Raw genomic sequence first — 26,918 nt, 5'->3', positions numbered from 1 at the left:
CGACGAACAGCCACACGTAGATCGCGGGGAAGATGAAGTCGCCCCAGTGGAAGATGTGATCCAAGCCCAGCGCGCTGCCGATCCCGAGCTGCTCGGCGTTGTACGCGCTCTGCCCCCAGATCCGCGCCGACCCGTTCGTGATCACGGCGCCGACGATCAAGAGGCCCAGCAGCCAGGCGAGCGACTCCGGGGAGCGCTTGAGCGGCGTGAACACGACTTTCTCGAGAACCACCCCGAGGAGCACGGCCCCTGCGATGCCGATGAGGATCCCCTGCCAGGGCGGCAGGTCGAAGAAGACCGCAGTGAGCGCGAGGAACACCCCGACGGTCAGCACTTCGCCGTGCGCGAAATTCAGCGTGCGCGACGTCGCGTAGACGAGCGAGATGCCGAACGCGATGAGCGCATAAACCGCGCCGACGCCGAGCCCGGTGACGACCGCCTGCAGGTGCTCCACTAGATAGGCCCAGGCGGCGGCCGAGGCGGCCGGTAGGCCTTGAAGAACTCCACCTTCTCGGGGTCCGTGAGGACGTCCTCGAGGATGCGCTGCTGGAGCTCGGCGCCCTTCGCGGTTCGGAAGAACTCGGGCGGCACGTAGATCGCCGACACCTGGATCTTGTAGAACGCGATCTGCTCCTTGAGGTCGGCGCGGCGGTCGACGTCGTAGAGGACGGCGAAGTTGTAGAAGCGCGCCATCCAGAGGTCCTCGCGGTCGAACGCCTCGTGGTCGGCCGGCGTGAACGTGTAGGTGCGCGCGATCCCCTCGACGTCGGTCGTCCGCTGCAGCGCCTCGGTGATCTTGGCGGGGCTGGTGCCGGCGCGCCTCGCCGCGTCGGCAGCGAGGATCACGGCGTCGTGAGCGGCCATCGCGAGCACCGGCAGGTCGGGGATCAGCGTGCTCTGTCGCGGGATGGTCACGATCCCGAAACGTGTCTGATAGCGGAGAAAGAACGCGGCAACCTTCGCGGAGAACCAGTCGCGGCGGAACGGCAGCGTGATCGCTGTACCGTCCGACGCCGATCCGGCCAGCGACCGGTAGTCGGCGACGAAGAGCCCGAGCGGGCCGGTGATCTGCGCGTTCCACTTGATGCGTTTCACCGCCTGGGTCACCCGCGCCGAGTCGGCCGGCGGCCCCCACACCACAAGCGCATCCGCGCCCGAACGTTGCAGCACTCGCGCGAGCTGCGTCTGGTCGACCTCTCCCGGCGTGAACTCCCGAGCGGCGGCGACGCGCCCGCCGGACTCGGGGATCCGCGCCTTCAGGAGCGCGGCCGCCCCGCGACCGTCCTCGTCGGCGGAGGTCGCCAGCGCGATGGATGTGATGCGTCGCTCCTTCACCAGCCACTCGGCCAGGAGCGCGGTCTCGTCGGCGGCGCTCGGTACGAGCCGGAAGACGTTGTCGACGCCGCCGCGCGGGCGCACGTCGCCGTGCGCCGCGTACGGGAGCAGCACGGGGACCTTCGCGCGCGCGGTCGGGCTCGACGCCGACAGCACGGGTGTCGCCGTCTCCGGTCCGATGATCGCGATCGCCTTCTCGCGCAGGGTAAGGTCGCGCAAGATGCCGGTGATCTTGGAGAAGTCCGCGTCGTCACGAACGGCGAGCCTGATCTTCCGACCCTTGATCCCGCCCGAGTCGTTGATCGCGTCGGCTGCGATCTCGGCTCCACGGCGTTGCGCTTCACCGACGAAAGCGAGCGGGCCCGACAGGGGCCCGACGACGCCGATCACCAGATCGCCCTTCGAGCCGGTGCACGACGCACCCGCGGCCGCGAGCAGCACGGCACACAGCGCCGACGAGAGCGGCCGCCGCCCGACCATTAGAGGCGCACCATCGCGTAGTTCTCGAAGATGAAGTCGTCCGGGACGCCGACCTGGAGCTTCGTCGCCGTCTGCTCGACGTCGAACACGACGTCGCCCTCGAACACGCCGCCGGGCGGGATCGGCTCGAAGATGAAGAACTTCGCCGACGGGCCGCCGTTGATCCAAAGCGCCGCCATCGCCTGGGGATCCGGGATCGAAAGGTTGCCGTCCTGATCGACCACGAACGACCACGGCGCCTTGCGCGTCGTCCCGGAGGTGTTGCGTAATCGGAGGTGCACGATGGCGAACTTCCCTTCGGCGCGCCGGGACGGCAGGTCGAAGTAGGGAACGGTCAGTTCCTCGACGTACCGCGCCGACACGGCCGTCCAGGTAAGGCTCCCGACCCGGATCGGACTGCCCTTGTTGAACGTGCCGATCGAGTACGGGATGAAGGCGAGGCCCGTCTTCCGGTTGAAGAGCAAGCCGGCGGCGAACAGCTGCCAGGCCTCCGTCTCCTTGCGCACGTCGGCGCGCGGGTCGATGTCGAAGTTCACCGCGCCGCGCGCGATCCGGAACGCCCATAGATCCTCGCCGATGTACGTCTCGTGGTTGTCGGCGGCGAACTTGAAATCGTGTGTGATCAACTCGAACACGCGGCCCGACTCGAGCACTTTCCGCACGGCGTCTCCTTCCGTCGTCCCGGCGATCCGGATGGCCTCCGCGGCCAGCTTGACGGCGTCGTAGACGACCGCCTGCGCGATCGGCAGATTCGGGACCTTGGTTCCTTTGAAGGCCTTGATCCTCTGGAAGTCACGGTGCCATCGGGCGAACCAGTTCGCTCGGAACGAGCCCGGCGGGGCCCAGTTGTTGATCGTCTTGTGCGGGAGGACGGACACCGTCCCGTCGGCCGCGGCGCCGGCGATCTCGACGTAGTCGCCGGCGATCGCCTCGACCGGGCCGGCGATCTGCACCTTCCACTTCAGATTGCGAACGATCTGTGCGATGCGCGCCGTCTCGCGCGCGAGCCCCCAGACGATGAGCGCGTCGGCCTCCACGCGCTGCGCCCCGGCGACCTGCGACGTCATGTCGACGTCGCCCATGTTGAACGTGTTCTCGTAAACGGGGCGCATGCCCTTGAACTTCAGCTGCTCGCGAACCTGCCCGATCCCTTCCCGCCCGAGGAAGTCGTCGGCGTAGAGCACCGCGAATCGCTTCCGGCCCTGCGTGTTCACCAGGAAGTTGACGAGCGACTCGGCTTGGATCGCGTCGTACGGGATGAGACGGAACACGTACGGGTTCCGGAGGACGTTGACCTGCCCCACCGGAGAGAGCGGCAGGATGTTGATGACCTTGCGGTTGCGGATGTTTTGGTCGTTGTTCTGGGTCGCCGTCCAGACCTCGGGCCCGATGAGGACGTCGACGCGGTCGCGGAGCAGCAGCTGCTGGACGGCGCGGTTCCCGAGCGCCGGGTCGTGCTCGGCCACCAGCTGCAGACGCCGTCCGAGCACGCCGCCGGCGCGATTGATCTCCTGGACGGCGAACCGGGCGCCGTCCTCCATCCACTCCCTGGCGAAGTCGAAGACCGAGGCCAGCCCGATCTTGATCGAGCCGGTCTGGGGAGCGGCCGGGAGCGCCGTTAGCAGCACGCACAGGGCGGCTCCCAGGCCGAATATGCGGGCGGATGAACGGCGAGGCCGGGTGCGGCCCATGACCGGCGAGTCTACCAACGCCCAGGTAGCGGCACGGACGCCCATCCACACGATGCGGCGCACCACTTGCGCGGTTCGCGCAAAGCGTTCTAAAACATGCCCACGCACGGCGGCCGGAGGACCCGCAGGAGTCGGGTCCCCAATCGTCGAAGCAGGTTTGATGAACGTTCGCACTGGGGCCGGCGCTTGGGGGCGAGAGCATCGTCGCCCACGGTCGCGCTCTCATGGAGGAGGACCTGTTTGAGGAGCCGGTCCCGGGCGATCGGGGTGATCGTCCTCCTCTCCCTGCTCTCCCTCTTCCTCACGCTTCCCGAGGTGGCGCGCTCCCAGTCGCCGACACCCACGTCGACGGACACGGCCTCACCATCCCCCGACGCGTCGCCGACCGAGGGCGGCTCACCGTCGCCGGACGCGACCGGAACGGGCTCACCCTCGCCCGCACCCGAGCCGGAGAAGCCCGGCCGTTCGACCGACACCGAGTACCTCAAGGTGCAGATCGACCGCACCGGCAAGCCGGTCGCCGCCTGGCTCAAGGACTGGATCAGGTTGCGCGGCAAAGGCAGCCACACCGTGACCGACCCCGCGACGTTCGTCGACGTCAGCTATCTCGGCGGAACGAAGGGCGGGCGCGAGACGTCGACTGGCCTGTCGTGGGACGTCTCGATCGGCGACGAAGGGTTCAAGGACATCTACTACGAAGGACGGCTCCAGCAGCAGGGGGACTACTGGCTGACGCCCGACGGTCCGAAACCGCTCCCGATAAACGTGCTCGTCCGATACTTCACCGGCGACGAGGGCGCAGAGGAAGAGGTCACGCCGGAGGTGCTCGAGTCGTCCACCTCCGCGACGCGCTTCAAGATCGTGGTGACGCTGACGAACATGACGAAGCGCGAGCAAGAGGTCGCCTACACGGACATCCAGACCAAGAAGACGGTCGTCGCCGTGGCTCCGGTCTACACGCCGTACGTCGCGCGGATCGTCGACCTACGATTCCCCGACGGCGACTTCGACTCGATCAGGTCCGACGGCGAGATCGCGCGTACCGGCAGTGAGACGATCATCAACTGGACCAAGAATCTGGTCCCACCCGATTTCCCCGCGCAGCAGGACGCCATCATCACCGGCGTCATCGCCAAGGGAGCGACGCTTCCGAAGATCACCGTCGTCGCGCAGCCCGTCTTCCCTCCGATCGACGCCGAAGCGCTCACCTCCGAGGGCGTCCAGTTCCAACGCGGCCGCCGCAACTTCATGTACGACGTGTTCGGGCTGTTCCGGGAGAACCTCATCGCGCTGACCGCGCTCTTCGGCTTGCTTCACGACGCGTTCGGCAACCTCTCGATCCCGATCCTCGGTCCGGACAAGGGGAACCGCGAGGCCGGCTCCTTCGACAACCCCAACCAGCTGTGGGCGCTCTGGACCCTCACCAAGGGCATGGAACAAGCGGACCGCGCGCTCAACGTCATCCAGAACGCCGTCGAGCTGTCGCGCGACGCCACCAAGGGAGCACTGTCGGTCGCGCAGGTCTTACGCCTGCTCGTCGGCTTCTCGTCCGACACGAGCTCGGGGAGCTCAGGCGCGATCATCGGCGGACTCGACGATCCCAACACCTTGCTGCTCGACTCGATCTGGAGCGACGTCAAGGGCATCGCTCAGCTCTGCGGCGACACGGGGTGGGCCAACGACACCCGTCCGTACTTCCCCGATGCCCCGGCGTTGGTGACACCCCTTTGCCCGACGGCGGCGCTGCCGCTGAACCTCCTGGCCTTGAAGCTCGCGATCGTCGAGCACGACTTCCACTCCTTGCAGAAGCAGAACCACGAGCTCGACACGGCGCTGATCCCGGGGATCTCGAATCTCCCGTCGGCGGGCTGTCCCGCCGATGCGGACACCGCCGCGGGGCAGTCGTGCGACTCGTGGAACAAATACCTTTTCATCAAGTTCCCGTTCGGGCTGGAAGAGCTGGAGCGCGGTCTCTACACCCTTAAGACGAAGGGGTTCGATCCGCTGCAGGCGGCGCTCGGCAACAAGGACACGCCGAACTCGCTGATCTGGGCGCTGCACGTGCTCACCGACGGAGCCGAGGCTCAGGTCGACGCGTTCCACCAGCTCGGTGCGACGTGGCGGTTCATCGCCGACTCGATCCAGAACTTCGCGATCTTCGGGATCGACACGGCGCGCAGCCTGCTGCAGTGGGACATCAACGGCATCGACATCGACACCGCCGTGAAAGCGGCCGCCGTCGCGCGGGCGAGGGAGATGGCGACGTTCATGGGCCGTCCGACCGACAAGGACGGCGAGCTTGCCATCGGTCAGCTGGTTCTCACCTTCTCCACAGAACCCATGGGAGAGCGGCCGATGGTGACCGACACGCCGATGGGCCGGACGAGCGTGCTCCTGGCGACGGGGCTGCTGCTCGGCGTGCTATTCGGCTTCGCGAGGTTCCGGTGGTTCGTCGTATGAGGCGTGCGCTGAGGACCGGAGCGGCGCTGATCGCCGCCGGCATCGCACTGACCGCATGCGGCGAGGGCATCCCGACGCGGCTGGCAGGCCCTGAGATCGCGCTGCCCTCCCCCGACGAGATCCCGCAGCTGACCGACGCCGAGTTCGGCTCGTCGGGCGCGGCGACGACGCTCGGCGAGGAGCAGCTCGCCGAGGTCGCCGAGGCGACACCGCCGGGCCTCCGCATCACGACACTGCAGATCGCGCCGCTCTCGCAGGTGGCCCGCGATGCGCTGAACCTCACCGGCTTCAAGAACGGCAGGGGTCCCGGACTGATCTCGCTGCCGGTCTACGGCGTGAACCCGCAGCTCGGCATGTACTACCTCGTGGTGCCGGTCATCAACGAGGGACCCGAGCCCGTCCGCAACCTGAAGGCGCGTGCGGACTTCATCGACGCGAACGGCATCATCGTGTGGACGGAGACCCTGTCGGTCACGCACCTTCCGACCAGACTGGGGCTGAACCCGCCGAGCTTGCCGAACGACCCGGCGGCGCCGCCCGGCGAGCTCGGCCTGGAGACAAAAGGATTCGGCGTCTACTACTTCGCCGGCAACGTCGGCCTATTCACGTTCGCGGTTCCCGACTCCGCGATCGCGGCGACCGTCAAGACTTGGAAGCTGACCTTCCTGGTGAGCACGACATGACCCGACGCCCGGTCGCTTTCCGCGCCGCCGCGCTCGCGGCAATGCTGGCGCTGCTCGTCGCCTGCTCCTCGAAGAGCGACAAGCAGGCCGCCGAGACCAAAGAGCTGAAGCTCCGCATCGGGGTGCTCTTCACGACCAGCGGCGAGGGCGGCGATCTCGCGCAGGCGGTGCTCGGCGCGACCAAGCTCGCCGGCGACGACGCGAAGGCCGACAAGATCACGATCGAGTTCGTTCAGGCCGACTACGCCGGCGACCCCAAGCAGGTGCGGAAAGCGATCAACCAGCTGAAGGGGAAGACCGACGCCATAATCGTCGGCACCCCCGACCCCGTGGTGCTGCCGGCCCTCGCGGAGATCACGGACGTGCCGGTGATCCACACGCTCGTGACGCGAGACGACGTCGCAGCGGCCGACAACGTGTTCGCGTTGGCTCCGTCTACGTCGCTGCAGGCAGAAAAGCTCGCCGATTATCTGGTGAATGCGCGGAAGTACCGACGCATCGTGGTGATCACCGACACCACGTCGTTCGGGCAGGAGGGACGGGACGCGCTCGACCGCGCGCTCGGCGACCTCGGCGTCACGCCGCGACTCAGCCTCGAGTTCGAGCCGGGTGGCGACGTCCACACGCCGGTCGCGCACGCAGGTCAGGTGAGCGCAGACGCCGCCATCATCTGGGTCTTCAACCCATCGGAAGCGGCGAGGATCGTCGTTGAACAGCAGCGCATGGCGTTCGCGTTCCAGATCGCGCTCTCGGGCAACCTCGCGACGTCGACCTTCTCCAAGAACGCGAGCGCGCAGGTGACGCCGGTCGCGTTCCGCGACGGGATGCTCTCGGTCGGCACCTGGGCCGGGCCGTGGTTCAACCTCAAGCGGATCATCTCGTTCTTCTCGCGTTTCCAGACCGAGAACAGCGCCCAGGCGCCGGTGCAAGCCACCGCCTTCTACGACTCGGTCGCCGTGCTGGCCAAGGCGGCGCGGGACTCCGGCGGGACGACGGGTGCCGACCTGATCGCCGGTCTCGAGAAGATCACCGACTTCGAGGGAGCCGGCGTGCCGGTGACGTTCGGGCCGGACGATCATTCCGGCATCGACCTGGACGACCTCGGGATGTACGGCTTCAGCAAGGACCAGGACTCCGCCGGCGGTGAGTACTTCCCCGACGTCGACACCGGCGGCGGCTTCTTCACGATCGTGACCGAGTCGCTGCTGCTTCCGCAGCGATACCGCTTCCTCGTTACGAGGATCTGATGCTGATGAGACGCGCGCGCACGGTACGCCTGACGATGGTGACGACCGCACTGGTGGTCCTGGCTGCGCTGGTCGCGCCGGACGCGATCGCGCGCAGCCAGACGAAATGGAAGCCGAACACCGCGACGCGCTGGGAGGTCGGAGCGGGCGGTGACGACTTCCGAACCGGCTACAACCCCACGGAGAAGGCGCCGAAGTTCATCGGCGGCGGGAGCCTCGCCACCGACGACGCCGACGGTCCATGGCTCGAGTGGACGACCAAGATCTCCGACCTGCCGTCGGGGGTTTGGCTCCAGGCGGGTATCGCGGTCGTGGACGGCATCCTTTATGCGGCCGGCGGCGCGACGAACTCGTTCCTGGCGCTGGACGCGAAAACCGGCCTGCCGATCTGGCGCTTCTCGCCCGACCCCCGCACCGACGGATACACGGCCGCCTACCCGGCTTCGAACGCCCCGGTCGTGAAGAACGGGATCGTCTACGCCACGTTCTCGAACGGATACATCTACGCGCTCAACGCGAAGACCGGGAAGAAGATCTGGTCGTACCGGGCGACCGACGGGTACAAAGGCCCGCCGCCGCCGGGGAACAACAGCGGACGCTGCGCGGACGGGAAGTGTGCACGCGGAACCACCGACTTCGACCCCGTGCACCCCGGCGTCAACTATCCGAAGATCCACGGCGCGACCGCCTACTGCGACAACAAGGTCTTCTTCATGACCCTCGCGGGCTGGGCGTACGGGCTGGACGCCAAGACGGGGAAGCTGCTCTGGAAAAAGTACGCCGACGCGCCCGATTTCCCCGGCGAGCTGACCTGGTGGGAGTACGAGCAGGGCGGCCCGACCAGCCAGGACAACAAGTCGGCGGGCTACGGGACGCGCAGGTTCGAGGCTGTGCCCGGCGTGGCGTGCCTGAACGGTGAGGTGCAGGTGCCGGGCTCCGACGGTCACGTGCGGTTCCTCGATCCGAAGACGGGGAAGGACAGCACGCAGCTGGCCGGAGGCCCCGGTCCCGAGTACGACCGCAAGGCCAGCTTCGGCGGCACCATCGGCGATCAGGACTTCTGCTCCAACGCCGCGTGGAACTGCGACATCGCGGTCGGCCTGGCCGTCCCACCGCTCGGAGCCAGCGGAGGCGGCGATTACATCATCACCTCGCTCGATAACCGGATCTTCCGGGTCGGGTGGAACGATCACGCACTCACGTGGCGCCGTGAGTACATCGCGCCGCTCCCGCTCGAGCTCGAGGTCGGAAACAGCTCTTCGTTCCTGCTCGAGCTCGAGCACGGCGAGGACGGCTTCATCACCCAAGGCGTCGTCGGCGGGCCGATGGCGATCGATCCGGACATCGACGGGAACGGCGCCGACCCGATCCTGTACGCCGCCGCGCAAGACGGACGGATCTACGTCATCGCGCTGAACCGCCCGGGCGGCAACCCCGAATGCCTGCGTCGGGCGGACCCCGACGGCCCGTGCTTGCTCGCACGTTTCGGCGTCCAGCCGAACAACGACCCTCAGACGCCCTATACCCGGCAGGGCGAGGGCGGGCCGTGGGACTTCGACGAGATGGCGTTGTCGGGGCTCGTGCTCGGCGGAGGCGTGCTCTACGTGCCGACCTGGGATCACAAGATGACCGCGTTCGACGTGCGGAACCCGGCGAGCCCGAAGAGGATCTGGGAGCACGAGATCAAGTGGGACACCACGTTCCAGTACCCGCCGTTCGGCGACAAGTACAAGACACCGTTCGCCGACATCGACCTCCAGATCTGGTCCTCTCCGGCGATCCTGAACGGGCATCTGTATCTCTCGGCGAACGACGGAAGCATCTACTCCTTCAACCTGCAGAAGAAGGTGAAGACGGTCCGCAACCTCGTGGTCCTCGGCTCGGGCATGGTTCCGTTCGTCCCCAAGTGGAAAGACAAGCTCGGCGCGTTCGACAACGTGTGGACAACGGCGGATTGGTACAAGAACCAGGTCGCGCCTTCCGGTTACCGCCTGCCGAAGGCGGCGGGGGCTGCGGGAGCCGCGGCGCTGCTGCTCGGCAACGTAGTCCTGCTCTGGTGGTACACGCGCCGGAACGAGTACACGATCGAGGTCTCGGAGGAAGCGCCTCGATGAGGCCGCAGCCGTGAGCGCGACACCGCTGACCCTGTCGATGCCGGCGCGGAGCCGCTCACTCAAGGTTCCCGGCCTGATCATCGCCGGCGTCATCACGGCGGCGCTCGTGCTGGGGTACGTCGGGACCAACGTCTATGCCTCGCTCGCACAGCGGGGCCTCGACCGCAGGATGAACGCCGCGGTCTCGAGTTGGGCGTCGCTCGATCCCTTGGCGCGTTCCTCGGTGGCCTATGGAACCGGCGATCCCGTCGCGCGGCTGATCGTGCCGGCGATCGGGCTCGACGTCGTGGTCGCGGAGGGCGCAACGCCTGCCGTCATGCGACGCGCGCCGGGGCATCTGCCGGGAAGCGTGACGCCGGGCGCCGAAGGGGTGGCGATCGTCACGGCCAACAGGCTCGGCTTCGGATCGTTCTTCTCCCGCCTCGGGAACCTGGCCGAGGGAGATCAGATCGTGACGCAGTCCGCGCTCGGCCGGACGACGTACACCGTGATAGAGGTTCGAACCATGTCCGCCGACCGGCTCGACTTGGCCACGGACTCGACCCAGCGCGTGCTCGTGCTGTTCGGGAACGCGCGGATGTGGGGCGGGCCGGACCGCCTCGTGATCCGGGCCGTCGCGTCGGAAGCGCCGCGGCTATGACGGGCGCGCTGGCGGTCGTCCCCCGGGACGTGAGCGAGCTGATCCGGATCCACCGGATGGCCGCGCCGGTCGTCCGCCGTCGCGTGGCGTTGATCGTCGCGCTCCTGATCGGACTTGCCTGGGCGCTCGTGTCGCTCGTCGGCGCTCCGGCGGGCGTGTACTCGACCGAGGAGCTTCGGCATCTGGGAGGGATCCCGTTCGCCCCGCCGCAGATCCAGCAGCGACTCGCGCCGGCACTCGGCGGCCAGGACTTCGATCAGTTGATCAACCAGCTCGAAGACATCTATCGGGGCGGCGTGCAGCCCACCCCGGATCCAGGAGCCACGAGGTGATCCGATGACCGACCGCAGCCGTCCGGGACACGATGAGCAGGAGCCGTCCTCGCCCCCCGACCCGATCCCCTCCTACGAGCTCCCCAAGCGCCAGCCCGGCCGCCGCTGGCAGCGGCGTCGGATCGACGAGCAGATGGAGGAGCGCTCCGCGGATGGCTGGGATACGCCGATGAACCGGCGCGAGTTCCTCGACGTCGCGCGCAAGCTGGGGACCGGCGTCGCCGCGTCGTCGTTCCTGTACCCGGCGTTCCTCGCCGCTTGCGGCAAGACGGCCGATCAGTTGACGCCGCAGCAGGGCGGCCGCTTCAACGTCGACGAGGCCGGCGGCGGCGAGACCATCAACATCGGCGTCATCTCGATCTATTCCGGCGTCGGCGCGTTCGTAGGAAAGCTCGCCGATCGAGGCGGCCAGCTCGCCGTCGAGCAGATCAACAAGCACGGACTGCCGGCGAAAGGCCTCCAGACCGCCAAGGACGGCTTCCCCGACTTCGAGGCGTACGAGCGTCAAACGACCGGCGGCATCCTCGGGGGCCGCAAGATCCGGCTGATCGCGCGGGACGACAACCTGTCCGCTCAGGTCGCCGTGTCGGCCCTGCAGGAGATGATCACCCGATTCGACATCAAGGGCGTGATCTTCGCCGGGCTCTACGACGACATCTACGCCGCGAAGAAGCTCCTTCAACAGTACAACTTGCCGGCCATCGCCGCGTACGGAGACCTGGCTTCGGTCGGCCAGCTCTACCCGAAGAACGACTACCGGCAGCTGTTCCAGATGTTCCCGCCCGACGCATGGGGCATCGAGATCATGATCAACGAGTACGCGCTCGCCGACCGCGGCTACACCCGCTTCGCCTATCTCGGCGACAACACGGCGATCGGTGCGCAGGGAAAGCGGCTGATCGGCGAGACCCTCGCCAAGAGCGGGAACCGGCTGCTCGCTGCCGAGCAATACAACGTCGGCGACGTCGACATGACTGCGCAGCTGCAGCGGATCAAGGGGACGAACTGCCAGGCGCTCATGGTTTGGGGGATCGCCGGCGACACCGCGCACGCGCTCGAGAGCGTGAAGCGACTCGACGCGGTGTACGTCGACCGCGACCGCGCGCGCGGCGGGGGGGGCTGGGCTCCGCAGATCATCGGCTTCGAGGGCGGCGCGGCCGAGCGCACCTTCGCCGTGCTCGCCGGCGACGCCGCTCGCACGGGCACGATGTCCTACTGGTACCTGGGCGGCATCGGGTACATCCCGCAGTTCAAACCGGCCGTGGACACGTTCAAGAAGCGCTGGGGGGTCGCGCCGACCGGCGGCGAGAACAACCCCGCGGACGCAGTGTTCCTGTTCGCGCGCGCGTTCGAGCAGGCCGGCGGGACCGACTCGGGCAAGGTCATCTCGGCGCTCGAGAACCTGGAGGGCGGCGGCATCAACTTCTCCTCGATCACGCCGCATTTCTTCACCAAGGACCGCCACATCTCCATCGAGCCGGCCGACATGGTCGGCATCACGCTCGAGCGCGGCAAGGCCGCGAACACCAGCCCCGCGTACGAGCTCGGCACCGAGTTCATCGGCAACCCGAAGGCGGACCCGCCGATCCCGGCCTTCAACCCGCCGGGGTACGTCGGCCCGACACACTTCATGCGGTTCAACCAAGAAGCCCTGATGAAGAAGCACGCGAAGCTGTTCGGCGACGTGATGCTCAAGAACGGGTTCGGGACCCAGTGCACGAAGCGAGCCGACAGCTCGGCCCCGTACGGGTTCCGTCTGACGAACGACTGCAAGATCCACTAGAAGGGAGGGCCGGACGTGGAACGCTTCCTGCAGGCGATCGTCCAGGGACTGACGTCCGGCGGCGTCTATGCGCTCATCGCGCTGGCGTTTTCGATCGTCTACATGACGACGCGGGTCATCAACTTCGCCCAGGGCGAGGTGCTGATGATCGGCGCGTACCTTTACTTCGTGGGCTTCTCGAGCTCGGGGCTGGGACTCCCGTGGCCGGTTGCGTTGGTGGTCGCGCTCTTCGGAGCGATGCTGGTAGGGCTGTTCGTACACCTGATCGCGATCGCGCCACTGGGCAAGTTCGACCCGAACACGAACATCGGTTGGATCCTGACGACCCTTTCCGTGTCGCTGATCCTCGTCGAGGTCGTGCGCAACGTGGCCGGCGAGCAGGCGAAACGCATCGATCCGATCGTCACATCGTTCGGCGGCAAGAAGACGATCTTCACGATCGAGCCTAAGCAGTACCTGATCTTGATCGTCGGCGTAATCCTCGCGTTAGTGCTCGAGGTCGTGCATTCCAAGACGCAGCTCGGGCGCGCGCTCCGCGCGACCGCGACCGACAAGGCGACGGCGAGCCTCATGGGCATCAACACCGGATTCATGGTGCGCTATTCGTTCGCGCTGGCCGGCGTGCTCGGCGGGATCGGCGGATGGCTGCTCGCGCCGGTGATCTTCGTCGATCCGAACATGGGGACGCTGGTCGGCCTCACGGCGTTCGTCGCCGCCGTGGTCGGGGGGATCGGCTCGACGCGCGGCGCGCTCGTCGGCGGCCTGACCATCGGCGTGGTCGAGTCGCTGGCCAGATGGGCCGGCGCCGGAGAGTGGACGAGCGCGATGGTGTTCCTAACGCTGATCCTCATCCTGGTGCTGAAGCCGACGGGCATCCTCGGCGAAGCGCTGATCGAGAAGGTGTGAGCCGTGGGATTCCTGGACGACCTCAAGGGCGCGAACAAGGACGCGCAGGCCGAGCGCGACCGGCGCCGTGCATTGAAGGCGTGGGCACGGGCGCGCGCCCGCGGCTCGGTTCCCGCCGGCGAACCCGAGGGCAACGGCGACGGTTCGGCGCCGAGCGGCGCAGGCGACCGGCTTGAAGCGGTCTCCGGAGAGGCGGCCGCCGAGGAAGCGCGACGCCCTGAGCCGCGCTTCAAGGTGCTCACCTCGCCGGGAGGGATCGCGTTCTCGGTCCTGATCGTGGTGCTGATGCTCTGGCCGTACGTGCTGCCCGGCTTCAACCGATCCAACTTCCTGGAGATCCAGCGGATCCTGTACTTCGCGATCGTGGTGATGGGACTCAATCTCATCGCGGGCTACACCGGGCAGCTCTCGCTGGGCCAGAAGATCTTCGTCCTGATCGGCGGCTACACGGTCGGAGTGCTCACCACCGAGTTCAGCTCGGGCTTCCTCGGTAACCACTGGATCGCGCTGATCATCTCGGCGCTCTTCGGGATGCTCTTCGGGGCCCTCCTCGGCCTTCCGGCGCTGCGGGTCAAAGGCGCCTACTTATCGATCGTCACGCTGGCGTTCGTCCCGATCTTCTACGTCGCGTTCAACAGCCAGTTCCTCAAGCCGATCTTCAACGCGGCGCAAGGGATCTCGGACATCAAGACCCCGATCGGCAACGTCGCGCGACCGCCGAACCGGGTGGTCACCTTCCCATTCACCGACAAGGGCATGACCGACTACGACTACTACATCTTCGTGGTGATCCTCTTCGGCGTCTTGTTCTTCCTGGCCCGCAACCTCGTCAAGAGCCGCTGGGGCCGGGGCATGACGGCGGTGCGCGAGAGCGAGATCGCGGCGAAGTCCTCCGGCGTGCGCGTGTACAAGGTGAAGGTCACCGCGTTCATGATCAGCGCCGCGTACGCGTCGCTCGGCGGCGCGATGCTGACGACCTTCACGACCGGCCAGATCTCGCCGGAGTCGGCGGCCGCGGTGCACATCCGTGACTCGTTCGTGTTCGTCGTCATGATGATCATCGGCGGAACGGGAACGCTCGCGGGACCGATCGTCGGCGCGGCGAGCGTTCACGCCATCCGCCAGTTCCTGATCCCACAGGTGCAAGAGTCGTTCGGCCTGAATCTGCTGAGTTGGACGACCACGATCCTGGCGGTGCTCGCGCTCGTCAGCGTGATCACCGCGCCCTCCGGGACGGTCGGCATCTTCAACGAGCGCCGGGAGCGGGCGAAGGGCCGGAAGCGCCGGAAACACCCTGAGCCGCCGCAGGCCCGGCTACCGGAGGCCCTGGTACGGCCGCGCGTCCGCACCGAGGGGGTCACCGGGGGCGACATCGTCCTGGAGACGAAGGAGATGTCGAAGATCTTCGGCGGCCTCCGCGCGAACGACAAGGTCTCTATCGCGGTGAAGCGCGGCACCGTGCATTCGTTGATCGGGCCGAACGGGTCCGGCAAGACGACCTTCATCAACGTCGTGACCGGCGTCTACGTCCCCGAGGAGGGCGAGGTCTGGTTCGGCGGCGAGCGCATCGACGGCAAGCCGGCGTTCGTCACCGTCGAGAAGGGCATGGGCCGGACCTTCCAGAACCTCCAGATCTGGCGCCGGATGACGGTCGTGGAGAACGTGATGGTCGGGCTCCACAGCCGCGCGAAGGCCGGGTTCGTCGCGAACATGATCCGCACGCCGGTCGCCCGGCGCGAAGAAGCGGAGATCAAGGCGCGGGCGCTGGGGCTCCTCCAGTTCGTCGGCTTGGAGAAGTGGGCGGACGTGCCGGCCGGCGCGCTCCCGTACGGGCCGCAGCGATACCTCGAGATCGCACGGGCGCTCGCTCTCGATCCGATCCTGTGCATCCTCGACGAGCCGGCTGCCGGCCTCAACCCGGCGGAGGTGCGCGACCTTATGGGCGTGATCCGCCGGATAAAAGAAACCGGGATCACCACGTTCGTGATCGAGCACCACATGGATCTGGTCATGGGCGTCAGCGATGAGATCTCGGTGCTCGACTACGGCAAGAAGATCGCGGAAGGCACTCCGGCGGAGGTTCAGGCGAACGAGCGGGTCATCGAGGCCTACCTCGGCGCCGAGGCCGTCGAGCACGTGGGGGCATGATGGCGAAGGGCGTGGCGGTGCGCGGCGACGGGGAGGAGAAGCCGCCTGTCCCCGTTGCGAAGAGCGCGAAAAGCAAGAAGAGCGGCGGCGACGTGGTCATGGAGGTCGCCGACCTCCATGTGTTCTACGGAGCGGTTGAGGCGCTGAAAGGCATCTCGTTCGAGGTTCGCGACGGCGAGTGCGTCTCGATCATCGGCTCGAACGGCGCCGGCAAGACCACGACCCTCAAGACCGTGACCGGCGTGTCGGAGCTGTACAAGTCCGTGCGCGGCCGCATCACGATCGACGGCCAGCGGGTCGAGGCGTGGCCGGCGCACAAGATCGCGCGGCTCGGCGTCGCGCATTCGCCGGAGGGCCGCAAGGTGTTCGCCAACCAGACCGTGCGCGACAACCTGATGCTCGGCGCGTTCACGCGGAAGGACTCCGAGGTCGACAAGGATATCGACGAGCAGTACCAGCGCTTCCCGATCCTCGGGCAGCGCAAGAACCAGCCGGCCGGGCTGATGTCCGGTGGCGAGCAGCAGATGCTCGCGATGGCGCGCGCGCTCATGGCGCGGCCGAAGGTGCTGTTGTTCGATGAGCCGTCGATGGGCCTCGCGCCGCTGATCGTCAAGCAGGTCTTCGAGATCATCCAGTCGCTGAAGGACGAGGGGAAGACGATCCTGCTCGTCGAGCAGATGGCCTTCCAGGCGCTCGGGATCGCCGACCGCGCCTACGTGCTCGAGACCGGCGCCATCACGATGGAAGGCGCCGGCAAAGACTTGCTCGAGGACCCGCGGGTCAAAGAGGCGTATCTCGGGGCGTAGTTCGTTACCCGACGACCGTGCTTCTGATCAGCTTCGCCCGCACGATCAATCGGTTGATAGAGGTGTGGGGCGGATCGCAGGTCGTCAGCGTGACGACGGCTTCCTGGGTCGGGGCGATCACCGAGAAGTCCTTCGGATGGGTGACCCACGGGTTCTTGTGCCCGTCCACCTCGCTCTGGACCTGGTACACGTAGTCGCCCACCGGGGTCTCCAAGATGATCTCGTCGCCCGGCCGCAGCTTATCGATGTTGCGGAAGGGCTCGCCGAAGCCGGTCCGGTGGCCGGCGATCGCCACGTTCCCCGACTCGCCGGGGAGCGGCGTGTTCGTGTAGTGCCCGGCGCCGGCGCGGAGCGCGTTGCCGGTGGTCCCCTCGACGACGATCACGTTGATCGCCTTGCAGGTCGCGCATCCGCCGAACTTCTTGATGCGCAGCCGCGTCAGCGCACCGCCGACCGCGATCTCACGCCGCTTGTACGCTTCGACGACCTGCTCGCTGGCGAACTCTTTCTTCAGCGAGCCCTGGCGCTGCTTCGCCCAGAAGTCGGTGACCAACGGATACGACAAGAGCGCCACGCCTGCGAAGGCCATGAGCACGGTGAGGATGCCGAGCGCCCGTCGTCCGGAACGCCGGCGCGGAACGCAGCCCAGCAGGAAGCCGAACGTCGCACCGAGACGCTTCGGGAGCATCTCCTTGCGCGCGCTCGGACGCTCGGGGGTGAACGGGGTCCCGGCCTCGGGCCAGTTCTCTTGATCGTTCTGCGGGCTCATCGGTTCCTCCGATTAATAGCACAGGCCGGAGCGTCCCACCGGACGGTTTGGACCGGTTGGACCGATTCGCGCATAGGCGTCGCCGCGCACCCCATCATGTTGTAACGATCGGCAGACGACGAAGGATGCTTTCGGGCTGCCGGTGTCAGCTCGGCTTGTCGCCGTCGGGGCCGGGCCCGTACTTCACCCGGGGATCTTTGTTGGCCGGGATCTTCTTGAAATCCCACGAGACGACGCGGTCGGGGTCGACGCGGAGCCAGACGTGGCTCTTCGTGTCCGGGATCTCGTCGATGTTCCAGTATTTCTTGCCGAAGAGCTGCCGCACCTTGGTCAGCTCGGGTGTCCCCTTGATCTCCTTCGGCACGCCGTAGAGCACGGCGCCGCGCAGCTCGAAGTAGTCGGTGCCGGCGTCGACGCACAAGGCGACCTGCGATCCGGACGCCAGATCCTTCGTGCGACGGCTTCGGATCAACGAGTTCAGCCAGATCGCGCCGTCGTGCCAGACGAACCACATCGGCGCCACGTGCGGCCCGCCGTCGGGCCCGACCGTGCCGATCCGGAGCGAGCGCTCGGTGGTGAGGAGCTCGTTGAGCTCCTCATCGGTGAGGCGAAGAACGCTGCGCGGGAGCGGCATGCCGGCGGCAGCCTACCAAGGCGAGGCCGATGCCCACCCTGAGAGGAGGCTGAGAGGGCGAGGGAACTTCCCCCGTGCGGGCGGCCTCGTCTTTGGGTACATTCCGGATTCCGACCCGTCGGACACCTAGAGAGGGCACCCCGTCTTGTCGACCGTCATCGCACCCGTCCGCCGCCGCCTCGCCATCGCGGTGTCGCTGGCCGCGCTCCTCGCGACCTTGACCCCGTTCCCGCCTGGCGTCGACGCAGCGGAGTGCGGCAAGACCAGCGTCAATGCCACGGCCATCAACGACCTCGGGACCGGTACCTACAAGGGCCGGCAGGGAGGCCTCTATCCCGGCGGCTCGAACAAGCGCCCCGCGTCGCACACCGCGACGGGCAGCTCGCTGGTGAAGGAGCGGGTCCAGCCGCGCAAGGCCAGCGGCGCCGTGGACACCAAGAACGGGAAGCTCGTCTTCCTCTCGCTGGGGATGAGCAACGCCGAGGCCGAGTTCAAGCAGTTCGTCGCGAGCGCGGCCTCCGACAAGCTCAAGAGCAAGCGCGTGATCCCGGTGAACGGCGCAGTCGCCGGACAAGAAGCGAGCGAGCAAGCGGTCGAGGGACGCAAGTACTGGAAGATCGTCGACGACCGACTCGCGGCCGCCGGAGTGACGGGGGAACAGGTCGGCGCCATCTGGATGAAGGAAGCCGACGGCGCCCCGGAGCTGCCGTTCGACGAGCACGTCGACAAGCTCGAGGAAGACCTCGCCACGATCGTGAAGATCGCGAAGAGTCGGTTCCCCAACCTGTGGGTGGTGTACGTATCGAGCCGCACCTACGGCGGTTACGCGTCGACGGACGTGAGCCCGGAACCGTGGGCGTACTGGGAAGGCTTCGCTGCCAAGGGGTTGATCGAGCGTCAGCTCTCGGGCCAGCTGCCGGTCGGGACTGCGCCGTGGTTGAGCTGGGGTCCCTACCTGTGGTCCAACGGCACGAAGGGACGCGCCGACGGCCTGAAGTGGTTCTGCAGCGACTTCAACCCGGACGGTACGCACCCGAGCAAGGCCGGCGCATCGAAGGTGACGAACCTGCTCCTCAGCTTCCTGCACACCGACGTCACCGCGAAGGCTTGGTACACCGGGGCGTCGTCCGGATCCGGTTCGGGTTCGGGTTCGGGATCTGGCTCCGGATCGGGGTCTGGGTCTGGGTCGGGTTCCGGTACGGGCTCGCCGTCCGCCACGCCGTCGGTCGACGAGTCCTTCACCGCTTCACCCACAACCTCGTCATCGCCGACCGGCTCGCCGATCGCGGGAGCTCCGCTGACCGATCCCGACTTCCCGTGGAGCGTGCTGCTCCTCGCACTCGCACTGCCGGTTGCGTTCGTCGCGTACCGGCTGCTGCGCGGACAGCCGCTCTTGCCCCGGCGTCATCACCCACCGCCGTCCTCGTAAGTCATCACGTCGGCGTCGAGCTCCGCTCGGGCCGTCGCGCGAACGGCTCGACCGAACCATCCCTCGACGAACGACAACCGGGGCAGAGTCTCCACGGTCACCGTAGCCTCGGTGGTGCCGACCACGCACTCGCAAGAAACCAAAGTCACGCCATTCCGCTCAGCGGTTTCTCGCGCGGCTCCCTCTGGATCCTCTCCTTGACCGAGGATGGGAGCCTGCTGCACGACGGCCGCCAGCGCGGCGGCGTCCGCAGCCGCTTGCGCCCGGGAACGCGTCGCGAGCATCGACCCCAGGTCGGCTGCCGCCAATGCGAACAACGTCATCAAGGACGCCCCGACGGCGATCAGGATCGCGATGGAGCCGCCTTCCGCACGATGGCCACTCATCCGGGCTCGCGTTCGACCCGGTATTCGGCGGTAGCCGAGAGGCTCGTCTCCGACGGGAGGAAACGCGATACATACGGGACGATCAGAGGGACGCGGTAGTGCACGGTGACGCGCACCGGCGTGCCCACGGATCGATCGGATGGCGTCACTTCGATGTCGGCGCGGTCGGGGTCGAGGTTGCCCGCGCGGAGCGCTGCCTCGCGCGCGCGGGCGTCGTCGTTCCACACGGCCGCCTCGCGTGCGCCCTCCCGCGCGGCGTGTTGCACGACCAGCTGTTGCGCCACCACGAGTGCCACCTGTACGACGAGCAAGAGCGCGATGAGGGCGAGCGGCAGCACCGCAGCGAACTCAACCGATGCCGACCCGCGAACCCCATCCGATCGTCGGAGCCGCGTCGGACGCCGAGCAGGGGTGGGTCCTCGCGGTCGCGCGCCCGTAGGACCCACCCCGCACCTCCCTCTACGCGAACAGAGCGACGACTTTGTCGAAGATCGTCTGGAAGAACTCCGTCAGCGCGCCGCCCTTAGCCCAGTTCAGGAGCAAGAACGCGACGGTCGCTGCAACCAGAGTCACCAGCGTGTACTCGGCCGTCGCTGCACCGCCTTCCTCCGCCACGCAGGCGATCCGGCCGAGCAATGCACGACCCAGCCGCCGGGCCTTGTCTTGGAGCGATCCGAACATGTTCCTCCTTCCGGTCGCCCCATCCCCACGACCACGCGACCACCGCGCGGCCCACCACCCGGCGACGGCACCGCGCCACCGGATCGTCCTCGTTCATGTCACGGTTCCTGGAAGCTGCGAAGAGCGGTGAGCACGATGGGCGCAACCGTCAGCAGCACGAACGCGGGAAGGAAGCACAGCACCAACGGAAAGAGCATCTTGACCGGAGCGGCGCGCGCCGCTTCGTCGGCCTCGGTTCTGCGCCGGGCCCGGGCCTCGCGCGCCTGCGCGACGAGAACCGGCGCGACCGGCGTTCCGTACCGCTCCGCGCGACGAAGCGCTCTTACCAGGCTCCGCACTTCCGGCGCCGGCGCCGTTCGAGCGAGGAGCTCGTACGCAGCAGCGCGAGGCAGGCCGGCGTCGAGGCCACGAACCATCTCGCTCAGCGCCTCTCCCAGCGGACCACTCAACTCGCTCGTGACGATCCGCAGCGCTTGATCGATACCCATCCCGGCAAGGGCGCAGGCGGCCAAGAGATCAAGCGCGTCGGGCATCGCTGCGCGCGTGCGCTCCTCTCTCTCCCGGCCGCGGCGCTGGAGCGTGAGATGAGGCGCCCGCCATCCCGCGAAAGCGAACAAGGGGGCCGCGAAGAGCACGGCGGGCATGGGTGCAAGGAGCAGCGCGACCGCGAGCCCGGCGGCGGCGAGCAGGAGCTTCGAGCCGGCAAGGTGATCGGCGTCATCGCCCGCGATCTGCACAAGCGCCGAGCGCGTTGCAGGTCGAAGCGGCATGACGGCCCCGACGCGCGCCGACGGTGAGCGCCGCCGTGGTGGCAGCGACGATCCGATCCCCGCGAGGGCGAAGCGAGCTAGGCGATCCCGGGATCCGATCACGACGTTTCCTCGAGCCGGGTGAGCTTCCGGATCCAGAGGATCCCGGCGCCTTCGAGACCGCCGCCGGCGGCGAGCAGGAGCCAGCCGATCGGTTCGCCGAACAGAAGCGACGCTTGATCTCGGGCGCCGGCGCTCATGAGCAGCAGGAAGACCACCGGAAGGGCGGCGACCACGATCGCCGACATCCGCGCCTGCGCGGTGGAAGCGCGCAACTCGCGTGCGAGCCGGTCTCGGTCGCGCAAGGTCTCGCCCACCTCATCGATCACCCGGGCCAGCTCCGTGCCGGCTTGCCGGCCGACCCGGAGCGCCCGTGCAGCGAGCACGGCCGGCGGCACGCCACACCGAGAAGCGAACCGCTCGATCGCTACGTCTTGGGCGACTCCCGCGTCGAAGTCGCGACACGTTCCATCGAGGACGGAACGCAGCGGCGCCTCGGCCTCCTCGGCGGCCGCGGCGAACGCCTGAGGTAAGCTCGCGCCGGCGCGGAGCGGAGCCGCAAGCCCGGCGAGCACGTCGGGAAGTTGCTCGGTTATGCGGTCGGACCTCTGCGCGGTGCGCCTTCGGATCATGAGCTCCGGAGCGATCCCCCCGGCCGCTGCGCCTCCGAGCGCAGCCGGGATGCCCATCCACAGCGTCGCCAGTGCTGCGCCGGCGAGGCAGCAGCCGGTCGAGTATCGGACGAACCCCGCCGGCGATCGGTGCGAATCGGCTGCCGTGAGTCGCGCGGCGAGCCCACGACCGTATCGCGTGCGCTCCAAGAGCCGGTCGAGCGCGCGCCGCCGGGGCGGGATGAGGAGTCGAATGCGAGCGCGAGCGCGCAGTCGGGCGATCATCGATCATCGCTCCGTCGGAGCCGTGTGCCGTTGCCTCCGCCGAGCTCGCCGGGCCGTGCGAGTGCGGGAGCGACGACGAGCTCGTCGGCGGCCAGGCCGCAGATCTGAAGCACCTCGGTCACCCGGCGCGACCCAGCGGGCGAACGAACCATGTGCACGATCAGATGGATGGCGCACGAGATCTGCTCCCGAACGGCGTCGAGCGGAAGGCCGGTTGCGGCCATGAGCACCATCGCCTCGAGCCGGGCGAGGGCATCGCGCGCGCCGTTGGCGTGGATCGTCGACATCGAGCCGGTGTGGCCGGTGTTCATCGCCTGGAGCATGTCGAAGGCCTCGGCCCCACGGACCTCGCCGACGACGATGCGATCCGGCCTCATGCGGAGCGCGTTCCGTACGAGATCTCGGACGGAGACTTCGCCGCGGCCCTCGATGTTGGGCGGACGCGTCTCCAATGAAACGACGTGTTCCTGCGCCAGACGCAGCTCGGCTGCGTCTTCGATCGTGATGATCCGCTCGCCGGTCGGAATGAACCCCGACAGCACACCGAGGAGCGTGGTCTTCCCCGCGCCGGCGCCCCCCGAGATGAGCAGGTTCTTCCGCTCGATCACGGCATCGCGGAGCACGGTCAGGACTCCTTCGTCCAAGGTGCCTCGTCCGATCAGATCCGCACCGGACATCGGACGGCGCGAGAAACGCCTGATCGTGAGCGTCGGGCCACTGACGGCGAGAGGCGGGATGATCGCATGCACGCGAGAGCCGTCGGGCAGCCGCGCGTCCACCCAGGGCCTGCTCTCGTCCACGTGGAGCCCGAGCGGCGCCACGACGCGATCGATGAGATGACGGACCGCCGCGTCGCCCTCGAGCGTCATCGATACGCGCTCGATGCGGCCATCGCGCTCGACGTAGACGCGTTCCGGACCGTTGACCATCACCTCGGTCACCGCGGGGTCGCGTAGCAACTGCTCCAGGGGGCCGAGACCGACGATCGTGTCGGCGATCTCACCCACCAGACGCGACGCGTCGCGAGGGGCGAGCACCAAGCCGTCACGTTCGAGCAGACGCGCGACGGCCTCGCGTACGCGCACCCGCCGCTCCCATCGCGACGGAGCGTCGAGCACCGAAGCGGACTCGGCGAGAAGTGCTGAGCGGATCCGCTCACGCAGCAACGCGAACGCCTCAGCGTCCATCCGTACTTTCCTTCGCGATCGTTGCGGCAAGCCGGTCGACGGCGCGGCGCGCGGGACCTCTCGACGCCAGACGACCCGCCTCGCCTGCCTTACGAACCGCGGGGTCGAGCGGGATGACGGCGGCGGGCGCGACGCCGAGCACGCGCGACACGTCGCGTTCGGAGACGCGGAGTCGGGTCGCCATGTTGAGGACGTATCTCGCCTCCGGTCCGGAGTCACGAAGCGCAAGCGCGCCGTGCATCGATCGCAGATCGGGGGCGCAGACACACAACACGGCGTCGGCCGTTCGCAACACGGTGCGCGTGCCGGCTTCTGCTGCTCTCCCGAGGTCGAGCACCGCATGCGGGACGGCCGCGCGGAGCAGAGCCGCAAGGCGCTCGACCCGTTCGCGCGTGGGCGGTTCTCGGCGAGGCGCCGCGCAGAGCGCACGCCCTGCCGCGTGCCCGACCAGCGCAGAACGAAGTCCGGCCGGGTCGAGATCGTCGACCACGTCGAGCACGGACTCGAGTGTGGGCGCCGTGGTGGGCGACACGAAGATCGACTGCCCGCCGCCGGCCGCGTCGAGGTCGACGACCGCCGCCTCCGTGAGCGAGCGCGCGATCATCGCAGCGATCGTGGAGGTCCCGGCGCCGCCGCGAGCGCCTACCAAAGCGACGATCTTCCCGTCGACTCCTCCAGCGGCGAGCCGGGCCCGGGACGCAGCCTCTCGGACCGAAGCGCGCAGTGCGGACCGATCTCGAGGCCAGCAGACGATGTCCTCAGCGCGACAACGGAGGGCGACGCGCGCTACTTCCGGGAGATCGCCGTCTACCGCCAGCCCCACGATCGCAACCCCGGCGGGGGGAGGGTCGGCCGCGAAGGAGCGCAGCTCCCCCGCCCCGGCGACGACCACCGACGCCTTGGCCGGGTCGAGCGCCAGATAGAGGTCCGACGCGGCCTCCACCGCGTGAACGAGCTCGTCGACGACCCCCGGATCTGGATGGGCGACGGCGACGCCGATGCTCCTCACGCGCGAACCTCCGGTCATCCGGGAAGGTGGGGAGGAAACGAGAGGCGATGCTCGCACGGCGTCGAATGGGGTTCAACGGAGGATGCGCGATTCGCTCGAAGTCAGGCCATCTTCCCGATGATCCCGATGCATCGGGCAAGCATCTCGCTACAATCGATGGCACGAAGGGGGTGGTCGAGACAATCTTCCTGGACTGGGCGCTGGCGTTCGGCGCCGGGCTTCTCTTCGGGATGGCAGGCCGAGGGGAATCTGCCAGCGTGGGCGCCCTCGTCAAGACGCGCGCCTTCAAGTGGGGTCTCGTCTACCTCCACATCGGCGTGATCGCGATCTCGGCCACGCTCTACATCATCGAGCCCGCGTGGATGTGGATGTACTGGGTCGACCCGGCCCGGCTCCCGATCGTCGTGGTCGTGCTCTCCTTCCTGATGTACGAGATCAGCTACTTCGCCGGCTTCGCGCTGGCGTCCGAGATCGAGCGCTACCGCCGCAACGCGACCTGGGTGCTCACCGGTGCGATGTTCCTCGCGATCAACGCCGCCGAGGTCGCGACCAGGACCCGGCTGTTCCACATCGGCTCCTTCGAGGACTTCCACGCCGGCCGTGCGCCGCTCGGCATCGACCTGGACCCGTTCCGTCTCGAGCCGGCGATGGCGATCATCCTCGGGCCCGGCCTCCTCGCGACCGTGGCGGTCGTGTTCATCGCGATCCGGCTCTGGCGCGACGACGTGAAGCGGTTCGGCCGGCCGCCCGGCCGCGTGCGTGAGCGCCAGCCCGAACGGGTGGCCTGATGCAAGCCGCCTTCTTCGACCTCGACAAGACGATCATCGCGCGCTCGTCCGCGCTGGTGTTCGGTCGTCCCTTCATGAAGGAAGGACTGATCAGCCGCTCGATGATCGTCAAGGGGATGTACGCGCAGCTCGTCTACCACCTGCTCGGCGCGGACGAGGGCAAGATGGAGAAGATGCGCGTCGCGCTGCTCGAGCTGACGAAAGGGTGGGAGCAGGACAAAGTCTCCCAGCTCGTCCGCGAGACGCTCGAGGAGATCATCGATCCGATCATCTACGCGGAGGCCCTCGAGCTGATCGAGGAACACCGCGCCGCGGGGCGCCGCGTTTACATCGTTTCGTCCTCGGCCGAGGAGATCGTGAAGCCCCTCGCCGAATACCTCGGTGTGCCGCACGTGATCGCGACGCGAGCGAAGGTCGAGGACGGCAAGTACACGGGCGAGCTCGACTTCTATGCCTATGCCGAAGGCAAGCGGGAAGCGATCCTGGCGGAGGCGGAGCGCATAGGCATCGCTCTGACCGAGTCATACGCGTACTCGGACTCGATCACCGATGTCCCGATGCTCGAGACCGTAGGCCATCCGCATGCGGTGAACCCCGACAAAGAGCTACGTAAGACAGCGGAAGAGCGCGAATGGCCCATCCTCCAGTTCCAGAATCCCATCTCGCTTCGCCGGCGGATCGCAGAGCGCATGCCTCCGCCCGTTCCGGCTGCCGCCGTGCTGGCAGGAGCGACCGCACTGGCGTTGATCGCCTGGGTCTGGCTGCGCCGCGCACGCCCGGAAGACCGCGCGGCATAAGCCTCGCTTGGTCATTTCGCACGCATAACGCAACGCGCGTCCCGACCTTCGTCCCTTAGGGCCTCCGAGTAAGGGACTATAACCAAACAGCCTCATCGGGCTATGTCTTCGCGTCTCATTCGATCGTTCTCTATGTATAGCCCTCATATGAGGGAACGAGGAGGAACCGGAACTCGGGCGAAGCGGATGCAACACCCGCGAAACCGGCCCGGAACGGGACCGAGGTCCCAAGGGCAACAGCTCCGGTAACTCGTTGAAGGGGTGCATCACAGAGAAGAACTCCGGCAACGCGAACGCCGGATCTGGTGAGGAGGCCACACATGAGTCAGGCGATCAACAGGGCAAAGGGGCACCGCTTCGCACGGCTGGGCGTCGTGCTCAGCGTCGTGCTTGCGATGAGCGGTTTCGGCATGGCGCTTTCGGCGTCGGCCGCACCCGCTACGACCCAGTGCAACGGCGTTTTCAGCGGCGCGACCCCGCGTGACCCGATCATCAAGACCGCGGATGTCTCCGAGGCGTACCCCGGCGGCAGCGTCACCTACACGATCGAGTGGACCTCGACGGGTGCTGAGACCGCGGACGTGACGGACTGCTTCCGCGTCGATGACGGCTCCGACGACGACCTCAACGCACTCGTCGAAGCCCTCAACTACACCGACGAGCGCGCGAACATCGGCGGCGCCGACCAGGCTCAGAGCTGGAGCGTCACCGTTCAGATCCCCGACGACGCTTCGCTCATCGGCCACTCGGTCGTCAACCGCGCCAAGATCACGCACGGTAGCGTCGAGTCCCGCAGTGCCCTGATCTCGGTCGCGATCATCGAGCCGCCGTGCACCGAGAACTGCAACACCGACGACGACGGCTCAACCGACGACGGCTCAACCGACGACGGCTCAACCGACGACGGC

General features: G+C 67.7%; 26 protein-coding genes. 14 read left to right on the top strand and 12 right to left on the bottom strand.

The window, feature by feature from the left end; genetic code table 11:
- The 3 genes from WEB06_11250 to WEB06_11240 form a co-directional block, all read right to left on the bottom strand.
- A partial coding sequence (locus WEB06_11250) for a hypothetical protein (protein ID MEX2556196.1) occupies positions 1 to 454 on the bottom strand: 454 nt, incomplete at its 3' end.
- The gene (locus tag WEB06_11245; GenBank protein ID MEX2556195.1) at positions 454 to 1,815 is read right to left on the bottom strand and encodes an ABC transporter substrate-binding protein; all 1,362 of its coding nucleotides are present in this window, start codon (positions 1,813 to 1,815) and stop codon (positions 454 to 456) included. The genes WEB06_11250 and WEB06_11245, both read right to left, overlap by 1 nt.
- Positions 1,815 to 3,569 (bottom strand): ABC transporter substrate-binding protein, encoded by a 1,755-nt coding sequence (locus WEB06_11240; protein MEX2556194.1) that lies wholly within the window; start codon positions 3,567 to 3,569, stop codon positions 1,815 to 1,817. Before WEB06_11240 ends, WEB06_11245 begins: the two co-directional genes overlap by 1 nt.
- 177 nt (positions 3,570 to 3,746) lie before the next feature.
- Here WEB06_11240 and WEB06_11235 point away from each other — a divergent pair, with 177 nt between their 5' ends.
- The 10 genes from WEB06_11235 (at position 3,747) to WEB06_11190 (ending at position 16,625) form a co-directional block, all read left to right on the top strand.
- Positions 3,747 to 5,966 (top strand): hypothetical protein, encoded by a 2,220-nt coding sequence (locus tag WEB06_11235; protein ID MEX2556193.1) that lies wholly within the window; start codon positions 3,747 to 3,749, stop codon positions 5,964 to 5,966.
- The gene (locus WEB06_11230; protein MEX2556192.1) at positions 5,963 to 6,649 is read left to right on the top strand and encodes a hypothetical protein; all 687 of its coding nucleotides are present in this window, start codon (positions 5,963 to 5,965) and stop codon (positions 6,647 to 6,649) included. The genes WEB06_11235 and WEB06_11230 overlap by 4 nt, the downstream gene beginning before the upstream one ends.
- Positions 6,646 to 7,896 (top strand): ABC transporter substrate-binding protein, encoded by a 1,251-nt coding sequence (locus WEB06_11225; protein MEX2556191.1) that lies wholly within the window; start codon positions 6,646 to 6,648, stop codon positions 7,894 to 7,896. The genes WEB06_11230 and WEB06_11225 overlap by 4 nt, the downstream gene beginning before the upstream one ends.
- Before the next feature lie 5 nt (positions 7,897 to 7,901).
- Entirely contained in the window at positions 7,902 to 10,010 is a 2,109-nt protein-coding gene (locus tag WEB06_11220) for a PQQ-binding-like beta-propeller repeat protein (GenBank protein ID MEX2556190.1), read from the top strand.
- A 10-nt stretch (positions 10,011 to 10,020) separates the two neighbouring features.
- The gene (locus WEB06_11215) at positions 10,021 to 10,650 is read left to right on the top strand and encodes a sortase (GenBank protein MEX2556189.1); all 630 of its coding nucleotides are present in this window, start codon (positions 10,021 to 10,023) and stop codon (positions 10,648 to 10,650) included.
- Positions 10,647 to 10,982, top strand: a complete 336-nt coding sequence (locus WEB06_11210) for a hypothetical protein (GenBank protein ID MEX2556188.1) — start codon at positions 10,647 to 10,649, stop codon at positions 10,980 to 10,982. Before WEB06_11215 ends, WEB06_11210 begins: the two co-directional genes overlap by 4 nt.
- Positions 10,983 to 10,986: 4 nt before the next feature.
- Positions 10,987 to 12,765 carry an ABC transporter substrate-binding protein gene (locus WEB06_11205; GenBank protein MEX2556187.1) on the top strand — a complete coding sequence of 593 codons (1,779 nt, stop codon included), beginning with the start codon at positions 10,987 to 10,989 and terminating at the stop codon, positions 12,763 to 12,765.
- A 15-nt stretch (positions 12,766 to 12,780) separates the two neighbouring features.
- Positions 12,781 to 13,671 (top strand): branched-chain amino acid ABC transporter permease, encoded by an 891-nt coding sequence (locus WEB06_11200; protein MEX2556186.1) that lies wholly within the window; start codon positions 12,781 to 12,783, stop codon positions 13,669 to 13,671.
- 3 nt (positions 13,672 to 13,674) lie between these two features.
- Positions 13,675 to 15,819 (top strand): branched-chain amino acid ABC transporter ATP-binding protein/permease, encoded by a 2,145-nt coding sequence (locus WEB06_11195; protein ID MEX2556185.1) that lies wholly within the window; start codon positions 13,675 to 13,677, stop codon positions 15,817 to 15,819.
- A gap of 98 nt (positions 15,820 to 15,917) precedes the next feature.
- A complete protein-coding gene (locus WEB06_11190) occupies positions 15,918 to 16,625 on the top strand; it encodes an ABC transporter ATP-binding protein (GenBank protein ID MEX2556184.1) in 708 nt (235 codons plus the stop codon).
- A 4-nt stretch (positions 16,626 to 16,629) separates the two neighbouring features.
- On the opposite strand, the gene WEB06_11185 is transcribed toward WEB06_11190, so the two are convergent.
- Both WEB06_11185 and WEB06_11180 read right to left on the bottom strand, forming a co-directional pair.
- Positions 16,630 to 17,394 (bottom strand): class E sortase, encoded by a 765-nt coding sequence (locus WEB06_11185; GenBank protein ID MEX2556183.1) that lies wholly within the window; start codon positions 17,392 to 17,394, stop codon positions 16,630 to 16,632.
- 145 nt (positions 17,395 to 17,539) lie between these two features.
- The gene (locus WEB06_11180) at positions 17,540 to 18,028 is read right to left on the bottom strand and encodes a pyridoxamine 5'-phosphate oxidase family protein (GenBank protein MEX2556182.1); all 489 of its coding nucleotides are present in this window, start codon (positions 18,026 to 18,028) and stop codon (positions 17,540 to 17,542) included.
- 145 nt (positions 18,029 to 18,173) lie between these two features.
- Here WEB06_11180 and WEB06_11175 point away from each other — a divergent pair, with 145 nt between their 5' ends.
- Positions 18,174 to 19,457 (top strand): hypothetical protein, encoded by a 1,284-nt coding sequence (locus WEB06_11175; GenBank protein MEX2556181.1) that lies wholly within the window; start codon positions 18,174 to 18,176, stop codon positions 19,455 to 19,457.
- Here the strand turns inward: WEB06_11175 and WEB06_11170 are convergent.
- The 7 genes from WEB06_11170 to WEB06_11140 form a co-directional block, all read right to left on the bottom strand.
- Positions 19,436 to 19,843: an Rv3654c family TadE-like protein gene (locus WEB06_11170; protein MEX2556180.1), complete on the bottom strand. Its 408-nt coding sequence runs from the start codon at positions 19,841 to 19,843 to the stop codon at positions 19,436 to 19,438. The two genes, WEB06_11175 and WEB06_11170, sit on opposite strands and share 22 nt — an antisense overlap.
- Positions 19,840 to 20,289 (bottom strand): TadE/TadG family type IV pilus assembly protein, encoded by a 450-nt coding sequence (locus tag WEB06_11165; GenBank protein ID MEX2556179.1) that lies wholly within the window; start codon positions 20,287 to 20,289, stop codon positions 19,840 to 19,842. Before WEB06_11165 ends, WEB06_11170 begins: the two co-directional genes overlap by 4 nt.
- Positions 20,290 to 20,302: 13 nt before the next feature.
- Positions 20,303 to 20,524 (bottom strand): DUF4244 domain-containing protein, encoded by a 222-nt coding sequence (locus WEB06_11160; protein MEX2556178.1) that lies wholly within the window; start codon positions 20,522 to 20,524, stop codon positions 20,303 to 20,305.
- A gap of 98 nt (positions 20,525 to 20,622) precedes the next feature.
- Positions 20,623 to 21,294 (bottom strand): type II secretion system F family protein, encoded by a 672-nt coding sequence (locus WEB06_11155; GenBank protein MEX2556177.1) that lies wholly within the window; start codon positions 21,292 to 21,294, stop codon positions 20,623 to 20,625.
- A 98-nt stretch (positions 21,295 to 21,392) separates the two neighbouring features.
- Positions 21,393 to 22,229: a type II secretion system F family protein gene (locus tag WEB06_11150; GenBank protein ID MEX2556176.1), complete on the bottom strand. Its 837-nt coding sequence runs from the start codon at positions 22,227 to 22,229 to the stop codon at positions 21,393 to 21,395.
- Positions 22,226 to 23,416 (bottom strand): CpaF family protein, encoded by a 1,191-nt coding sequence (locus tag WEB06_11145; protein MEX2556175.1) that lies wholly within the window; start codon positions 23,414 to 23,416, stop codon positions 22,226 to 22,228. Before WEB06_11145 ends, WEB06_11150 begins: the two co-directional genes overlap by 4 nt.
- Entirely contained in the window at positions 23,406 to 24,425 is a 1,020-nt protein-coding gene (locus WEB06_11140; protein ID MEX2556174.1) for a hypothetical protein, read from the bottom strand. The genes WEB06_11145 and WEB06_11140 overlap by 11 nt, the downstream gene beginning before the upstream one ends.
- 257 nt (positions 24,426 to 24,682) lie before the next feature.
- Here WEB06_11140 and WEB06_11135 point away from each other — a divergent pair, with 257 nt between their 5' ends.
- The 3 genes from WEB06_11135 to WEB06_11125 form a co-directional block, all read left to right on the top strand.
- Positions 24,683 to 25,213: a hypothetical protein gene (locus WEB06_11135; GenBank protein MEX2556173.1), complete on the top strand. Its 531-nt coding sequence runs from the start codon at positions 24,683 to 24,685 to the stop codon at positions 25,211 to 25,213.
- Positions 25,213 to 26,010 (top strand): HAD family hydrolase, encoded by a 798-nt coding sequence (locus WEB06_11130; protein MEX2556172.1) that lies wholly within the window; start codon positions 25,213 to 25,215, stop codon positions 26,008 to 26,010. The genes WEB06_11135 and WEB06_11130 overlap by 1 nt, the downstream gene beginning before the upstream one ends.
- 320 nt (positions 26,011 to 26,330) lie before the next feature.
- A partial coding sequence (locus WEB06_11125; protein ID MEX2556171.1) for a hypothetical protein occupies positions 26,331 to 26,918 on the top strand: 588 nt, incomplete at its 3' end.

It is taken from the genome of Actinomycetota bacterium, from assembly GCA_040905475.1.
GTDB lineage: Bacteria > Actinomycetota > AC-67 > AC-67 > AC-67 > DATFGK01.
Note: the sequence above shows the minus strand (reverse complement) of the source record. Positions and strands in the feature narration are given on the sequence as shown.

Excerpts from the sequence above, each read along its gene's own strand:
- WEB06_11220 (MEX2556190.1), top strand. The coding sequence starts at position 7,902 with ATGAGACGCGCGCGCACGGTACGCCTGACGATGGTGACGACCGCACTG.
- WEB06_11155 (MEX2556177.1), bottom strand. The coding sequence starts at position 21,294 with ATGCCGCTTCGACCTGCAACGCGCTCGGCGCTTGTGCAGATCGCGGGC.
- WEB06_11245 (MEX2556195.1), bottom strand. The coding sequence starts at position 1,815 with ATGGTCGGGCGGCGGCCGCTCTCGTCGGCGCTGTGTGCCGTGCTGCTC.
- WEB06_11145 (MEX2556175.1), bottom strand. The coding sequence starts at position 23,416 with ATGGACGCTGAGGCGTTCGCGTTGCTGCGTGAGCGGATCCGCTCAGCA.
- WEB06_11230 (MEX2556192.1), top strand. The coding sequence starts at position 5,963 with ATGAGGCGTGCGCTGAGGACCGGAGCGGCGCTGATCGCCGCCGGCATC.
- WEB06_11180 (MEX2556182.1), bottom strand. The coding sequence starts at position 18,028 with ATGCCGCTCCCGCGCAGCGTTCTTCGCCTCACCGATGAGGAGCTCAAC.
- WEB06_11160 (MEX2556178.1), bottom strand. The coding sequence starts at position 20,524 with ATGTTCGGATCGCTCCAAGACAAGGCCCGGCGGCTGGGTCGTGCATTG.
- WEB06_11170 (MEX2556180.1), bottom strand. The coding sequence starts at position 19,843 with ATGAGTGGCCATCGTGCGGAAGGCGGCTCCATCGCGATCCTGATCGCC.
- WEB06_11210 (MEX2556188.1), top strand. The coding sequence starts at position 10,647 with ATGACGGGCGCGCTGGCGGTCGTCCCCCGGGACGTGAGCGAGCTGATC.
- WEB06_11130 (MEX2556172.1), top strand. The coding sequence starts at position 25,213 with ATGCAAGCCGCCTTCTTCGACCTCGACAAGACGATCATCGCGCGCTCG.
- WEB06_11225 (MEX2556191.1), top strand. The coding sequence starts at position 6,646 with ATGACCCGACGCCCGGTCGCTTTCCGCGCCGCCGCGCTCGCGGCAATG.
- WEB06_11190 (MEX2556184.1), top strand. The coding sequence starts at position 15,918 with ATGGAGGTCGCCGACCTCCATGTGTTCTACGGAGCGGTTGAGGCGCTG.
- WEB06_11150 (MEX2556176.1), bottom strand. The coding sequence starts at position 22,229 with ATGATCGCCCGACTGCGCGCTCGCGCTCGCATTCGACTCCTCATCCCG.
- WEB06_11205 (MEX2556187.1), top strand. The coding sequence starts at position 10,987 with ATGACCGACCGCAGCCGTCCGGGACACGATGAGCAGGAGCCGTCCTCG.
- WEB06_11185 (MEX2556183.1), bottom strand. The coding sequence starts at position 17,394 with ATGAGCCCGCAGAACGATCAAGAGAACTGGCCCGAGGCCGGGACCCCG.